The organism is Duganella sp. GW821-FHT07F09 (genome assembly GCF_059418705.1).
Genome location: NZ_JBWKQJ010000004.1, coordinates 680,941 through 696,064, shown reverse-complemented (window position 1 = coordinate 696,064; position 15,124 = coordinate 680,941). Strand labels below are relative to the sequence as shown.

15 protein-coding genes are annotated in these 15,124 nt (G+C 62.1%); 11 read left to right on the top strand and 4 right to left on the bottom strand.

What is annotated here, in order from left to right; genetic code table 11:
• Positions 1–545 precede the first annotated feature (545 nt).
• The 3 genes from AC07P1_RS14475 (at position 546) to AC07P1_RS14465 (ending at position 4,058) form a co-directional block, all read left to right on the top strand.
• Entirely contained in the window at positions 546–1,910 is a 1,365-nt protein-coding gene (locus AC07P1_RS14475; RefSeq protein WP_494696451.1) for a sensor histidine kinase, read from the top strand.
• Between the two features lie 76 nt (positions 1,911–1,986).
• On the top strand, positions 1,987–2,748 hold the full coding sequence (locus AC07P1_RS14470; RefSeq protein ID WP_315220936.1) for a LytR/AlgR family response regulator transcription factor: 762 nt from the start codon (positions 1,987–1,989) through the stop codon (positions 2,746–2,748).
• A 119-nt stretch (positions 2,749–2,867) separates the two neighbouring features.
• The gene (locus AC07P1_RS14465) at positions 2,868–4,058 is read left to right on the top strand and encodes a sensor histidine kinase (RefSeq protein ID WP_494696450.1); all 1,191 of its coding nucleotides are present in this window, start codon (positions 2,868–2,870) and stop codon (positions 4,056–4,058) included.
• On the opposite strand, the gene AC07P1_RS14460 is transcribed toward AC07P1_RS14465, so the two are convergent.
• From AC07P1_RS14460 to AC07P1_RS14450, 3 genes are all read right to left on the bottom strand, one after another.
• Positions 4,055–5,143, bottom strand: coding sequence for a porin (locus AC07P1_RS14460; RefSeq protein WP_494696449.1), 1,089 nt, complete (start codon positions 5,141–5,143; stop codon positions 4,055–4,057). The genes AC07P1_RS14465 and AC07P1_RS14460 overlap by 4 nt on opposite strands.
• Before the next feature lie 150 nt (positions 5,144–5,293).
• On the bottom strand, positions 5,294–5,947 hold the full coding sequence (locus AC07P1_RS14455) for a class I SAM-dependent methyltransferase (RefSeq protein WP_315220939.1): 654 nt from the start codon (positions 5,945–5,947) through the stop codon (positions 5,294–5,296).
• Positions 5,948–5,962: 15 nt separating this feature from the next.
• Positions 5,963–6,904 carry a CysB family HTH-type transcriptional regulator gene (locus AC07P1_RS14450; protein WP_315220941.1) on the bottom strand — a complete coding sequence of 314 codons (942 nt, stop codon included), beginning with the start codon at positions 6,902–6,904 and terminating at the stop codon, positions 5,963–5,965.
• A 152-nt stretch (positions 6,905–7,056) separates the two neighbouring features.
• On the opposite strand from AC07P1_RS14450, the gene AC07P1_RS14445 reads away from it, so the two are divergent.
• From AC07P1_RS14445 to AC07P1_RS14410, 8 genes are read left to right on the top strand one after another with little or no spacing between them, the layout of a single operon-like run.
• Entirely contained in the window at positions 7,057–8,757 is a 1,701-nt protein-coding gene (locus AC07P1_RS14445) for a nitrite/sulfite reductase (RefSeq protein WP_494696448.1), read from the top strand.
• On the top strand, positions 8,750–9,346 hold the full coding sequence (locus AC07P1_RS14440; RefSeq protein ID WP_494696447.1) for a DUF934 domain-containing protein: 597 nt from the start codon (positions 8,750–8,752) through the stop codon (positions 9,344–9,346). The genes AC07P1_RS14445 and AC07P1_RS14440 overlap by 8 nt, the downstream gene beginning before the upstream one ends.
• Before the next feature lie 11 nt (positions 9,347–9,357).
• Entirely contained in the window at positions 9,358–10,113 is a 756-nt protein-coding gene (locus AC07P1_RS14435; protein ID WP_494696446.1) for a phosphoadenylyl-sulfate reductase, read from the top strand.
• A gap of 4 nt (positions 10,114–10,117) precedes the next feature.
• On the top strand, positions 10,118–11,056 hold the full coding sequence (gene cysD / locus AC07P1_RS14430) for a sulfate adenylyltransferase subunit CysD (RefSeq protein ID WP_494696445.1): 939 nt from the start codon (positions 10,118–10,120) through the stop codon (positions 11,054–11,056).
• Complete coding sequence (locus tag AC07P1_RS14425) at positions 11,056–12,372, top strand: sulfate adenylyltransferase subunit 1 (RefSeq protein ID WP_494696444.1); 1,317 nt, start codon at positions 11,056–11,058, stop codon at positions 12,370–12,372. The genes cysD and AC07P1_RS14425 overlap by 1 nt, the downstream gene beginning before the upstream one ends.
• Before the next feature lie 22 nt (positions 12,373–12,394).
• Positions 12,395–13,156 (top strand): uroporphyrinogen-III C-methyltransferase, encoded by a 762-nt coding sequence (gene cobA / locus AC07P1_RS14420; RefSeq protein ID WP_494696443.1) that lies wholly within the window; start codon positions 12,395–12,397, stop codon positions 13,154–13,156.
• 49 nt (positions 13,157–13,205) lie between these two features.
• Positions 13,206–13,934: a hypothetical protein gene (locus tag AC07P1_RS14415; RefSeq protein ID WP_494696442.1), complete on the top strand. Its 729-nt coding sequence runs from the start codon at positions 13,206–13,208 to the stop codon at positions 13,932–13,934.
• A gap of 14 nt (positions 13,935–13,948) precedes the next feature.
• Positions 13,949–14,737: a glutaminyl-peptide cyclotransferase gene (locus AC07P1_RS14410; protein WP_494696441.1), complete on the top strand. Its 789-nt coding sequence runs from the start codon at positions 13,949–13,951 to the stop codon at positions 14,735–14,737.
• Here the strand turns inward: AC07P1_RS14410 and AC07P1_RS14405 are convergent.
• Complete coding sequence (locus tag AC07P1_RS14405; protein ID WP_494696440.1) at positions 14,715–15,116, bottom strand: sirohydrochlorin chelatase; 402 nt, start codon at positions 15,114–15,116, stop codon at positions 14,715–14,717. The genes AC07P1_RS14410 and AC07P1_RS14405 overlap by 23 nt on opposite strands.
• Positions 15,117–15,124 lie beyond the last annotated feature (8 nt).

The window sequence follows — 15,124 nt, the reverse complement described above, 5'->3', positions numbered from 1 at the left end:
AATCTCTGTTTATTTGCTACTTTCGTAGCACCGTGATTTCTCACGGGTCGCTCACTCAAAATACTGACAGGCCACTATTTTCATAGCGCCTATTTCATTACTTCTTGTGAACATTTGATATTTTAAGTATCGCGGAACCGAAGCTCCGCGTGCACTTTCATCAAACGTCCACACTTATCGACTGTTAATTTTTAAAGAACTTTGTTCGGTACTGCTTGCACGCTTGACAAATCGTTTTGTTCGTCAGCGCAGAAGAAAGAGTATGAGGCGTTTCGCTTATTTCGTCAACCCCTCAAACCACATCTTCTTTCGCTCGCTTCACTCTGCAACACCTTGTTTTGTGTGCGTCGTTTTGCGAGGAGGCGAACTATAGCAAAGCGCCCACAGGCTTGGCAAGACCTATTTTCTGTCCCCTCCCCGCGCCGTCCACTCCCTATTTCTTGCAGACTGTCGCATGGCCATGGCGTATCACCGCCATCACCGTTACAGTTGCACCGTCACAAAACTCGTTACACTTGCCTCGTACTCAAGAGTGAAAGCCTTACATGTTTCCTATGCCTAAAACGCAAGACACCCTGAAAACGGCCGCCGCTTGGCTGCATCACGGCTTCGACGCGACCGCCACCTGGGTGACCCAGTTGTCGTGGTGGAAGTTTCTGGTGTTCGCCGTATTGATGCTGATCGCCGGCTCGATTCTTCAGGACGAACTGTTTTCGTCGAGCCCGGTTCAAGAAGAACTGGTCCGCAGCGACAAGAAACGCAAAGGCGCCGACACCAATATCGTGATCGACGACAGCGGCATTCGCTTTAACATGCGCGGCAAGCGTAATAAGGATGCGGAGAAGGCCGAAAGCAGTGTGGACGAGAACGGCGCTCCCCGCGCCGAACCGGCCGAGCCGGCCCCGCCGACCGAACCGGCGGCGCCCGAAGCGCCCGCCGAGCCGGCCGAACCTGCGGCACCCCACGACAAAAGCGGCAAGGGCGACAAAACCATCACTCCGGCCGTCCCCGCCCTGCCCACCCTGCCTGGCGAAGAGGTCCACATCGATCTGCCGCCGCAAATCGGCGAAGAATTATCCAACGCCATCGAAGAGGCGGTCGACGACGCGGCCGAGCAGAAAGTGGCCCGCTACCACGGCCAGGCCTCGACCTGGTTCCGCAGCTTCGTCACCTTGCTGGTGCTGGCCCTGTTCGGCACCAAGGCGCTCATGGGCGGCAAAAAACGCGCCGAGGCGGAAACGCTGACCGCCAACGCCGCCGTCGAACGCGAATCCATGCAGCGCCAGCTCAGCGAAGCGAAGATGCAAATGATGCAGGCGCAAGTCGAACCGCACTTTTTGTTCAACACGCTGGCCTCGGTCGAGCACCTGATCGAAACGGACCCGCCGCGCGCCTCGGCCATGCAGCGCAGCCTGATCAAATACCTGCGCGCGGTGCTGCCGCAAATGCGCGACAACGCGCTGATCACCAACCTCGGCCGCGAAGCCGACATGGTCGTGGCCTATCTGAACCTGCTCAAAATGCGCATGGAAGAACGGTTGACGGTCGACTTCGACATCCCCGACGGCCTGCGCAGCGCCGCGTTCCCGCCGATGATGCTGCAATCGATGGTGGAAAACGCCATCAAGCACGGCCTCGAAGCCAAGCCCCAGGGCGGCACGCTGAAGGTACGCGCCGATGTCGCCCACAACAAATTGCGCGTCATCGTCAGCGACGACGGCCTCGGCTTTGGCGCGGTGCCCAGCGACGGCACCGGGCTGGGCCTGATGACCATCCGCGAGCGCCTGAAACTACTGCACGGCGATCAGGGCCAGTTGCTGATCGCGGCCAACAGCCCGAGCGGCGTCATCGCCACGATCGAGGTGCCGTATCAGCTGGCCAATAAAGAACCCAAACACGAGCCGAAATAAGAGCGATTGATTATTGCGCGGATTCGTTGAATAATTGACCAAATAATCACTCACACTTAATAACCTAAAACCACCCATGCCTACAGCAATCATTGCCGATGACGAACGTTTGATGCGCGATCAATTGCGCATGCGCCTGGGCCAAGTCTGGCCCGAATTGGACATTATCGGCGAAGCCAAGAACGGCGACGAGGCGATCGAACTGGTCGACCAGCTCAAGCCGGACTTCACCTTCCTCGATATCCGCATGCCGGGCAAGACCGGCATGGAAGCGGCCACCGTGATCGGCAACAAAAGCCATATCGTCTTCGTGACGGCCTACGATGCCTACGCGGTCGAGGCGTTCGAACGCGGCGCCGTCGATTACGTCCTCAAACCGCCGGAGCCGGAGCGTTTGCAGATCACCGTCGACCGCCTCAAGACCCGCCTGAGCAAGCCCGCGGCGGACGTCAACGCCAGCGTGACGGCAATGCTGTCGCAACTGGCGGAGAAAATCACCGCGCCGAAACCGGCGTATTTACAATGGATTCAGGCCAGCATCGGCCAGGACCTGCGCATGATTCCGGTCGAGGAAATCCTGTTCTTCCGCTCCGACGAAAAATACACCTGCGTGCAGACCGAGCGCTACGAGGCGCTGATCCGCAAGCCGGTGCGCGACCTGGCGGAGGAACTCGATCCGGCGCTGTTCTGGCAAATCCACCGCGCCACGCTGGTCAACGTCAACGCCATCGAAGGCGTTACACGCGACATCCGCGGCCGCCATCTTGTCATGATCAAGGGTAAATCGGACAAGCTGGAAGTGAGCCGCAGTTTCCTGCATTTGTTCAAGCAGATGTAAGGACCGATCAAGGAAGATAGCGCCCGCCCGGCGCAGGATTGAGACATATCAAAAGGGCGAAATCAGGCTGCCATACTGTTTGTGTTGCAGCCGCCCCTCTTCCGGCTGAGGGATGCCGCATGAAAATGCCCGGCCAAGCCAGATCGTTATTCAAGCTGCCCGTCATCAGTGTCGGCGCAGCCTTGTTCGCCCGCCTGTCGTGGCGCATGGGCTGGTTGTGCTCCAGCGCCACCTCCGCCGCGCACAAGCGCAGCCGGGGCATCATCCAGCATGCCAGCGATGCCATCATCATCACCGACGAGCATCAGCACATCCTGCAAGCCAATCCGTCGGCCGCCGCCATGTTCGGCACCACCGTGCAATCGATGGAGGGCGTGCCGCTACAGCAATTCATTCCGCGCGACCAGCGCCATACCGGCGGCACCTCGTCCACCCACTACTTCGGTTCGACCGGCATCCGCCTGCGCATGAAGGGCCGCCGCGCCAGCGACTACGCGGTCACCGGCATGAAGGCCAACGGCCAGCACTTCCCGCTCGAGGGCTCGATCTCCTCGCTATCGGAAAACGGCCACCAGATCTACACCATCATCCTGCGCGACATCACCGAACGCAAGCAGGTGCAGGAACAGCTCGAGCAATCGTATTCGCAGTTGCGCGAGCTGTCGGCGGCCCTGCAAACGATACGGGAAGAGGAGCGCAAGCACATCGCGCGCGAACTGCACGACGATCTCGGCCAACTGCTGGCGACGTTGCGGGTCGATCTGGCGCTGCTTCAGCAGCAGTCGAGCGGCGATCCGGCCGCGCGCAAGCTGCAGGCGGGCATGGACGATCTGCTGATGTCGGCCATCACGTCGTTGCGGCGCATCGCCAGCAATCTGCGGCCGCGTGCGCTCGACGAGGGAGGTTTGTATTTTGCGCTGGAAAGTCTGCGCCAGGAATTCGTGTCGCGCTACGGCATCTCCTGCCGGTTGCACGCGAACGAAGAGGATTTGATACTCGATGACGCCTACAGCACGGCCATCTTCCGCATCGCGCAGGAAGCGCTGACCAACATCACGCGCCACGCGGAGGCGCAAAACGTCGAGCTAACCTTGCGGCGTTCGGAATCGTCGCTGCAAATTTCGATACACGACGACGGTCGCGGCATCGCCGAACATGACATGGACAAGGCATCGTCCTTCGGCCTGATCGGGATGCGCGAACGGGTCTGGGCACTGCACGGCGACATTTCCATCCTCAGCGACAGCGGCACCCGGATTATCATCCGGTTGCCGCTGCGGTCCCAGGAAAGCGCCGTCGATACCGCTTAGAACGAGTGACGCACGCCAACGTTGAAGGCTTTGTCGCCCGTACCGGCTTCGTTGTTGTTACCGACGGTGTAGCCGGCGCCGTTCTTGTTCTTGATCTTGGCGTAGGCGATGTAAGCACCGGTACGCTTCGACAACGCGTGCAGGTAACCCACGGCCCACTGATCGGCATCCTGATTGAAGCGGGTCTTGTCGTTCTTGCGGATCGCCGAGGCCATGATGGTGCCGCTGCCGACCGGCACTTGCACGCCGACCAGAATGTCGTTGCTATCCAGGCTGGCGCGCGGGGCGACGGCGTAGCCGTAAGCGTTGGCCACCGGCAGCGCGGCGCTGTTCAGACCCTTGTCAACGCCGTAGGCGAAGTAAGCCTTGACGACTTTGAAGTCGTAGTTGGCGGCGAACAGCGTGTTGCGGCCCGAGTCACGGTTCGCGGCCGGGGTGGTGCCGACGGCGACGGTGTCGTTGTTACGGTTGTTGTAGACCAGACGCGCGTTCAGCGGGCCTTGACCGTAGTTCAGGCCCAGGCCGAATTGACGGCCGGCTTCGCTGCTGCCGGCCTGCTCGCCCAGCGCGTACAGCGCTTCGGCGCTGAAGCCCGAGAACACAGGGGTGGCGTAGACCACGGCGTTGCTGACGCGGGTGTTGGCGCCGGCGGTCGGAAACAAGTTCTTGATCGAACCGGCATAGCCGGCGCCGAACGGGTCGGCCACTTGGCTCATGGCGTTGTACAGCATCGTGTACTGGCGACCCAGGGTCAGGGTGCCGGCTTCCTTGCTGCGCAGACCGACGAATGCCTGGCGATTGAACAGCGCGCTGTTGGTGTTGTCCAGGGTGCCGTCATCGACTTTCAGGCCGGTCTCGATCTGGAAGATGGCCGACAGGCCATTGCCCAGATCTTCGGTGCCGCGGAAACCCAAACGGGACTGGCTGCCGATACCGCTGGTGACTTTGGTCACGCTGCCGGCCGCGCCGCCGCGCTCGCTGACGATACCGGCATCGACGATACCGTAGATCGTTACGTTCGATTGAGCTTGCGCCTGCGCTGCGAAACCGCCGATGATCATTGCTGCCAGAGTAAGTTTTTTCACTTGATGTTCTCTACTGAAGGTTGAAAGAAAGCTGCACGGGGCGAATCATGCCTATCAATTACTTCAACAATGTGACAACACCAATTTGTTGTAAATCAACATCAGTAGTGAAAAAAAAGGTAACGCGGCAACACCGCGTGCAGACCAAACTTACTTCAGCTTGCAGCTCAACAGGTAGTAGTACTGCAGCCGTTCGATGCGGATCTGCTTGGCCGACGCCGCGAAGCGCTTGCGCAGGGTGCTGTCGGTCAGGTAGTTGTGCATCACCTCGTAGCGCTGGCCGTCGTCGGCCGTCAGGATCTGGAAGGTGTTGCCTTCCAGGTCGGTGCGCGCGAACACCATCGTGTCGCCGTCGACATAGGACTCGTCGAGCAGCACCAGCATCACGTCCTTGCCCAGCTTGGCGCGCAGGGTCTTCAGGTATTTTTCCTGGTCCTCGCGCTTGACGTGGGTCCACAGCCCGGCGGCGAACACGGCGGTGTACTTGCCCTCCAGGTCATCGGGCAGGTTGAACGCGTCCATCACGCCGAAGGTCACGACGTCCTCGTCCAGGCCGCGCGTCTCGGCCAGCGCGATCATTTCCGGCAGCAGATCCGTGGCGTGCACGGACTCGGCCACCTCGGCGATCAAATCGGTCCAATAGGCGGTGCCGCAGGCCAGCTCCAGCACCTTGTGGCCCTGGAACAGCTCGGCGACCATTTCCTGCAGGTCGTCCAGGTCGTCGAAGCGCTCTTCGCGCGCGTAGACCTGGTCGTAGTTGTCGGCATTGACGGCATAGAATTGTGCCAACTGATTGGTAATCATGGTAGTGCTTTCTAGTTACAGTTCGTAGTGCTCTTTTTCACCGCTCATGGCCTGCTCGATCAACTTGCGGTTGAGCGTGGGGGCCAGCAGTTCAATAAAGGTATATATATAGCTGCGCAGATAGGCGCCCTGCTTGACCGCCACCCGCGACACATTCATGCCGAACAGGTGGCCGACAGGGATGGCGCGCAGGTTCTTGTCGCGCTCGGCGTCATAGGCCATACCCGCTATGATACCAATCCCCATGCCCAACTCGACATAGGTCTTGATCACATCGGCGTCTATGGCCTCCAGCAACACGTCCAGCTTCAGCCCGCGCAGGGAAAACGCGTGGTCTATCTTGCTGCGGCCGGCGAAGGCGCCATCGTACGTGATGATGGGGAATGCGGCAATTTCTTCCAAGGTCACCTGCTTGGATTTGAGCAAAGGATGGTCCGGCGCCACCACCACCACATGCTCCCATTGATAACATGGCAACGTTATCAGCCCGGTAATTCCGGCGATGGATTCGGTGGCGATGGCCAGGTCGGCCTGGTCGCGTTGGACCATTTCGGCGATCTGCTGGGGATTTCCTTGCAACAAAGACAAGCGCACCTTGGGAAACTTCAGCATGAAGGCTTGCACCACCTTGGGCAACGTGTAGCGCGCCTGCGTGTGTGTGGTGGCGATGGTGAAGCTGCCGCTGTCCTGGGCCGCGTATTCCTTGCCGATGCGCTTGAGGCTGTCGATTTCCTGCATAATCAACTCCACCGACTCCAGCACCAGCCGGCCTGGCTCGGTCAAGCCCCGTATACGCTTGCCGTGACGGGTGAAGATATCGACGCCGAGCTCCTCCTCCAGCTCGATGATCGCCTTCGACACGCCGGGCTGGGAGGTAAACAGGGCCTTGGCGGCGTCGGTCAGGTTGTAGTTCTGGCGTACGGCCTCGCGCACGAAGCGCAGTTGGTGAAGGTTCATCTAGTCTTGGCCCATCTTAAAATTATTAGCGTCCATGCTTATGCCCAATCCTTATATAAGCAAATAAAGACTAAGTCGTTTGGAATAAAGACGAAGTTTATTACTATTAGCGCTAGTGTGGGGATTCTAGCAAGCTACTATCTAGGAAGAATATGTATCAATACGACCAGTACGACCATCTTATCGTGCGTGAACGCATCGCACAGTACCGCGACCAGGTACGGCGCCGCCTCTCCGATGAGCTGACCGAAGCCGAATTCGTGCCGCTGCGCCTGCAGAACGGCCTGTACATGCAACGTCACGCCTACATGCTGCGCATCGCCGTGCCATACGGTTTGTTGTCGTCCAAGCAAATGCGCATGTTCGCCCACATCGCCCGCAAGTACGACCGCGGCTATGGCCACTTCACCACCCGCCAGAACATCCAGTTTAACTGGATCGAGCTGGAACAGACTCCGGACATCCTGAGCGACCTGGCCTCGGTGGAGATGCACGCCATCCAGACCTCGGGCAACTGCATCCGCAACACCACGTCCGATCCATACGCCGGCGTCGCCGCCGACGAGATCATCGATCCGCGCCCGTACGCCGAGGTGCTGCGCCAGTGGTCGACCTTCCACCCGGAATTCATCGCCCTGCCGCGCAAGTTCAAGGTCGCCATCAACGGCGCCGTCGAAGACCGCGCCGCCATCGCCGTGCACGACATCGGCCTGACCGTGGTGCGCAACGAAGCCGGCGAGATCGGCTTCAAATTCATGGCCGGCGGCGGCATGGGCCGCACCCCGATCCTGGGCAGCGTGATCCGCGAATTCCTGCCGTGGCAGCACCTGCTGACCTACACCGAAGCCGTCATGCGCGTGTATAACCAGTACGGCCGCCGCGACAACAAGTACAAGGCCCGCATCAAGATCCTGCTGAAGGCCATCGGCGTCGAGGAATTCACCCGCCAGGTCGAAGCCGAATGGGTCGACCTCAAAGATGGTCCGGAAACCTTGACCGTCGAAGAGATGCAGCGCGTGATCGACTACTTCCAGCCGCCGGCCTACAAGCAGCTGGACGACAGCGACGTCACCGCCGCGCCCGAGGCGGCCGGCAGCAAGGCCTTCGCCAACTGGGTCAACCGCAACGTCAAGCCGCACAAGCAGCCCGGCTACGCGGCCGTGGTGCTGTCGCTGAAAAAGACCGGCGTGCCGCCGGGCGACGCCACCGCCGAACAGATCGACTTCATGGCCGACCTGTCGGACAAATACAGCTTCGGCGAACTGCGCGTCACGCACGAGCAGAACATCGTGCTGGCCGACGTCGAACAGTCGCAGTTGTTCACCTTGTGGCAGCAAGTGAAGGCCAAGGGCCTGGCGACGCCGAACATCGGCCTGTTGACCGACATGATCTGCTGCCCGGGCGGCGACTTCTGCTCGCTGGCCAACGCCAAGTCGATCCCGATCGCCGCCGCCATCGCCGAGCGCTTCGACGACATCGACTACCAGCACGACATCGGCGAGATCGAGCTGAATATCTCCGGTTGCATCAACGCCTGCGGCCACCACCACGTCGGCAGCATCGGCGTGCTCGGTGTCGACAAGGACGGCAGCGAATGGTATCAGGTGTCGATCGGCGGCTCGCAGGGCAACCACTCCGCCATCGGCAAGATCATCGGACCATCGTTCTCCGCGCTGCAAATGCCGGAAGTGATCGCCCGCCTGCTGCAGGTCTATGTGCGCGAGCGCTTCGAGGACGAATCGTTCGCCGCCTGCGCGCAGCGCCTCGGCATCGCGCCGTTCAAGGAATTTGTATACGCCACGCCGATCGCCGAGAAATCCGGTCGCCTGGTAGGAGAGGATGAATATGTCTGAAGCAGCGAAAAATTTGATCATCAAGGGCCGTGAAGTCGTCGAGGACGATTGGCAGGTGCTGCGCCTGGCCGAGCCGGTCGAAGGCGCGCCGCAAATCGACCCGGCCACCGTCGCCGTCCCCGAGGGCAAAGTGATCGTGCCGCAAAGCCTGTGGCTGGTGCAGCGCGAGCTGCTGGCCGCGCGCGCCGCCGCCGGGGAGATCGGCGTCTGGATCGCCAGCGACGAACGTCCGGAAGCGATCAAGGACGACCTGTCCAAGTTCGCCGTCATCGCCGTCGACTTCCCGAAATTCACCGACGGCCGCGGCTACTCGATCGCCTACAACCTGCGTATCCGCCTGGGCTGGACCGGTGAACTGCGGGCCATCGGCGACGTGCTGCGCGACCAGCTGTTCCAGATGCAGCGCGTCGGCTTCAACGCCTACGCCACGCGCCCGGACCGCAGCATCCACGACGCGCTCAAGGGCCTGTCCGATTTCTCGGAGACCTACCAGGCGTCGGTCGACCAGAAGCTGCCGCTGTACCGCCGCCACGCCCGCACCTCGGGTGTCGCCGCCCCGGCCGCCAACAACGACGGCGCCGGAATCTGATTGGAGTTTGAATGAGTGACCTGAGCAAGCTGATTGCCGACAGCAGCGCCACGCTGTCGCGCATCGCCAGCGATTTTTCCCCGGCGGTCTTCGCCTCCAGCCTGGCGGCCGAAGACATGGTGCTGACCGATTTGATCCTGAAATCCAAACTGGATATCGGCATCTTCTCGCTCGAAACCGGCCGTCTGCATCCCGAGACGCTGGCGATGCTCGACAAGGTGAAAGAGCATTACGACGGCTACGAGATCGCACTGTACAAGCCGCAACCCGAAGCGGTCGACGCCTACGTCGCGCAGAATGGCCTCAACGCCTTCTACGACAGCGTCGAGATGCGCCGCGAGTGCTGCCGCATCCGCAAGGTCGAGCCGCTGGGCCGCGCCCTGGCCGGCAAGAAGGCCTGGGTCACCGGCCAGCGCCGCGCGCAGTCGGCCACCCGCGCCGAGCTGCACGTGCAGGAGGACGACCCGGCGCACGGCATGACCAAGTTTAATCCGCTGGCCGATTGGTCGGAGGAAGACGTCTGGAACTACATCCGCGACAACGGCGTGCCTTACAATGCGCTGCACGACCAGGGCTATCCGTCGATCGGCTGCGCGCCATGCACCCGCGCGGTGGAACCGGGCGAGGATGTGCGCGCCGGCCGCTGGTGGTGGGAAAACCCGGACTCGAAGGAATGCGGCCTGCACATGGTCGACGGTAAGCTCATACGTATTAAATCCGTGGCAGCAGAAGAAGACTTCATGCGCACCACAAAAACAATAGGCTAGTCCAATGAACGCTTTAGTTGAAAACAACGTACACGACGTGCTCCTGAATGCGCGCCACCTCGACGCCCTCGAATCGGAAGCGATCCACATCCTGCGCGAAGTGGCGGCCGAATGCAGCAACCCCGCCCTGCTGTTCTCGGGTGGTAAGGACTCGGTGGTCTTGCTGCGTTTGGCGGAGAAGGCTTTCCGCCCCGGTAAATTCCCGTTCCCGCTGGTGCACGTCGACACCGGCCACAATTTCGCCGAGGTGATCACCTTCCGCGACAAGCGCGTGGCCGAACTGGGCGAGCGCCTGATCGTCGGCTCGGTCGAGGATTCGATCAAAAAAGGCACGGTGCGCCTGCGCAATCCGCAAACCGATTCGCGCAACGCCGCGCAAGCGGTCACCCTGCTCGAGACGATCGCCGAACATGGCTTCGACGCCTGCATCGGCGGCGCCCGCCGCGACGAGGAAAAGGCCCGCGCCAAGGAGCGCATCTTCTCCTTCCGCGACGAATTCGGCCAGTGGGACCCGAAATCGCAGCGTCCGGAATTGTGGGACCTGTATAACACCCGGGTGCACCCGGGCGAGAACATGCGCGTGTTCCCGATCTCGAATTGGACCGAGCTCGATGTGTGGCAATACATCGCCCGCGAAAAACTGGAACTGCCGCCGATCTACTTCGCCCACGAGCGCCAGGTCATCCCGCGCAACGGCCTGCTGGTGCCGCTGACCGACCTGACCCCGCCGCGCGAAGGCGAGACCGTCGAAACCCAAGTGGTGCGCTTCCGCACCGTGGGCGACATCTCCTGCACCTGCCCGGTGTCGTCGGACGCGGCGACGGTCGAGGCGATCATCGCGGAAACCGCCATCACCCAGATCACCGAACGCGGCGCCACCCGGATGGACGACCAGACCTCCGAGGCCTCGATGGAAAAACGTAAAAAAGCAGGATACTTCTGATGAACGCTAGCACCAACCAAGTAGAAACCAAGACGGAGCGCGGCCTGCTGCGCTTCATCACCGCCGGTTCCGTCGACGACGGCAAGAGCACCCTGATCGGCCGCCTGCTGTTCGACAGCAAAGGCATCTTCGCCGACCAGCTGGACGCGATGTCGCGCTCCAAGCACAAGCGCACCGTCGGCGACGCCGTCGACCTGTCGCTGCTGACCGACGGCCTGGAAGCCGAACGCGAACAAGGCATCACCATCGACGTGGCCTACCGCTACTTCGCCACGCCGAAGCGCAAGTTCATCATCGCCGACACCCCGGGCCACGAGCAGTACACGCGCAACATGGTGACGGGCGCCTCGACCGCCGATGCCGTCATCATCCTGATCGACGTGTCGAAAGTGAAGCTGCGCGAGGACGGCGGCGTGGATCTGCTGATCCAGACCAAGCGCCACTCGACCATCGCCCACCTGCTGCAGATCGAGCACGTGGTCGTCGCCGTCAACAAGATGGACCTGGTGAACTACGACCAGGCGATCTACGACCGCATCGTCAAGGCCTACGGCGAGTTCGCCGCCACGCTGGGCCTGAAGGACATCACGCCGATCCCGCTGTCGGCCCTGAGCGGCGACAACGTCGTCGACGCCAGCGAAAAACTGAGCTGGTACAAAGGCCCGACCCTGATCGAGCTGCTCGAGTCGCTGTCGGTCTACGACGAATCGCATGACGCGCCGTTCCGCTTCCCGGTGCAGCTGGTTGCGCGCCACAACGGCCACGAAGCCAACGACTTCCGCGGCTACATGGGCCGCATCGAGGCCGGCAAGGTCAGCGTCGGCGACAAGCTGGTGGTGCAGCCGTCCGGCCAGAGCGCCACCGTCAAGGACATCGTCACGCTGGAAGGCTCGCACCAGTCGGCGGTGGTCGGTCAATCGATCACGCTGCTGCTGAACGAGTACCTGGACATCTCGCGCGGCGACCTGCTGGCCAATGTCGAACAGCCGGCCACCCTGCTCAAGACCTTGAAGGCGGACGTCTGCTGGATGTCCGACGAGCCGCTGGACCAGCGCCGCAAGTACTGGATCAAGCACGGCACCAAGCAGACCTCGGCCAAGATCACCGGCATCGACTCGCTGTTGGACATCAACACCCAGCAGCGCCACGCCGCCGATGGCCTGAAGCTGAACGACATCGCCCGCATCGGACTGACCGTCCAGCAGCCGCTGGCGGCCGACGCCTATGCCGACATCCGTGCCACCGGCGCCTTTATCCTGATCGACGAAGTGACCCACCAGACCGTCGCGGCGGGTATGATTCGCCTTTCGGAATAAAACGGTAATCCACGGTATGGCAATGGCATCTCTCGGAAAAGTCTATTTGATCGGCGCCGGCCCCGGCGCCCAGGACCTCATCACCATGCGCGGCGCGCGCCTGCTGGCGCAAGCCGACGTCGTGCTGCACGACGCGCTGGTGACCCCGGAGATGCTGGAGCTGTGCCCGCAGGCCGAGAAAATCTCGGTCGGCAAACGCAGTGGCCAGCGCTCGACCGCGCAGCAGGTCATCAACCAACAGTTGGTCGAGAACGCCCAGCGCCATGCGCTGGTGGTGCGCCTCAAGGGCGGCGACCCGATGCTGTTCGGCCGCGCCGACGAGGAGCTGCGCGCGCTGGAGGAAGCCGGCATCGATGTCGAAATCGTCCCCGGCATCACCACCGCCGTCGCCGCCGCCGCCGCCAGCAAGCAACCGCTGACCAAACGCGGCGTGGCCCGCAGCGTGGCCTTTTTCACCTCGTCGACGGCGCCGGACGAAGCACACCACGACGCCATCCCCGACACCGACACCCTGGTGCAGTACATGGGCGGGCGCGAAGCCATCGCCACCGCCGAACGCCTGCTGGCGCACGGCCACCGTCCGGACACCCCGGTCGTCGTCATCGAAAACTGCAGCCGTCCGGACCAGCGCATCCGCCGCCTGACCATCGCCGCGCTGGCCCTGGGGCTGGGCGAAGCCCATGGTCCGGTGCTGGTGATGCTGGGCGACGCCATGCAAAGCCGCTCGCATCAACGCCTCGAAGCGGAGATCAGCGGCGCAATAGACCGCCAGCTCGGCGCCTGATTCCCCGAAATCCGTAATAGAATGTCCATTCATCTCATAAGAGGTAGTAATGGATAATGTTCACGAAGTTCTGGAGCGCGCCTGGGGCGCCCATTCCGCCGGCGAGTTCGACACCGCCCTGAAGGACTATATCTGGCTGTTCGACGCCACGTCCGTGCGCGACACGGAAGTGGCGCCGCTGCGGCTGTCCTATGTGCTGAGCGCCTGGGCCAAGCTGGCCGAGGAACACCTGCCGGCGCGGCAAGCGCTGGTCGCGCTGCGCCAGCGCCTCACGGATCGGCTGATGGCCGACGGCGGCGACGCCATCCTCTTCAACGACATCCGCGCCATCAACGACAAACTGGGTGACTTGCAAAACACCTGGCTGCTGTTCAAGCAGCTGCCGGCGCCGCTGGCGGCGGAATGCGCCAACTCGGCGCTGACGTCGATGATGGCCTGCGGCGACTACGCGCTGGCGCGCAGCTACCTTCCCGAGCCGGAAAAACACCTGGCGGCCTACGCGGGCGAAGTCAACGCCCACGTCGCCCAGCTCCAGCTGCTCACCGACGAAGGCATGTCCGACCTGCTGGCCACCGTCTACAACTACATGGCCGAAGTGCGTCTGCTGCTCGAACTGCTGGCCGGCTGTGGCGAAATCGACGCGGCGGAGGCAATGCGTCGCCAGGCGGTCGGCCTGATCCTGTCGCCGGAGGCGCGCGCCTGCATCGAGGCCGAATTCGCGGGCCCCGGCACGACCCTCGACGCCATGGTCGAACTACAGAATTCAACGGTAGCCTGACAGTGAAACGAATTGTGCAAATAAAAAGCATTACAACCCCGCTCCTGCTTTCCCTGCCGCTTTCCCTGCTGCCGGCCGCCGGCGCGCTGGCCGCCCCCTCGATACCGACCTACGACTTCAAGGTCGTGCGCAGCTACCCGCACGACCCGCAGGCGTTCACCCAGGGCCTGCTGTACCGCGACGGTTTTCTCTACGAGAGCACGGGCCTGAACGGCAAATCGTCGATCCGCAAGGTGAACCTGGAGACCGGCAAGGTCCTGCAAAGCAAGGACATCCCGCCGCAGTACTTCGGCGAGGGCCTGACCGCCTGGAAGGACACGCTGGTCAGCATCACCTGGCAAACGCAGACCGGCTTCGTCTTCGACCTCGCCACCTTCGACCTGCGCAACCAGTTCGCCTATCCGGGCGAGGGCTGGGGCCTGGCGCAAAACGGCAAGGAGCTGGTGTTAAGCGACGGCAGCGCGACCCTGCGCTTCCTCGATCCGAAGACCTTCCTCGAAGTGCGCCGCGTGAAGGTGACGGCCGACGGCATCGCGGTCGACCAGATCAACGAGCTGGAAGTGGTGGGCGACGAGATCTTCGCCAATATCTGGCATACCAACACGATCGCCCGCATCGATCAGAACACCGGCAAGATCGTCGGCTGGATCGATCTGGGCAAGCTGTATCCGGAGGCCGGGAAAGGTCTCAACACCGAAAACGTCTTGAACGGCATCGCCTGGGACGGCGACAAAAAACGCCTGTTCGTCACCGGCAAACTGTGGCCCAAGCTTTACGAGATCAAACTGGTCCCGAGGAAGTAGTAAGTGGAGGTGCCAGGGACGCGACGCAGTAATCCGACAGCGCGTTGAGCACCGCCGCGTTCTCGCCGGCCGCTTCGACCACGTTGATCGTGGTTTGCGGATAATCGATGCGCAATTGATCGACCATCAGCGGCAGGTCGCGCAATACATGGCCGCCCTGCCCCAAAAACACCGGCACCACCGTGATATGGGTGACGCCGCCGGCCGTCAGCGCGGCCACCTGCTCCGGCAGGCGCGGCTCCATCAACTCCAGGAACGCCAGCGATACCGGGACATCCGGCGTGCGCGCCTGCGTCAGGTCGCGCAGGCGTTCGAACGGCGCCGCCCACGACGCGGCGCGCGCGCCGTGCGCGAAAAGCACCAGTGCTTGTTTGTTCACGCTGCTAC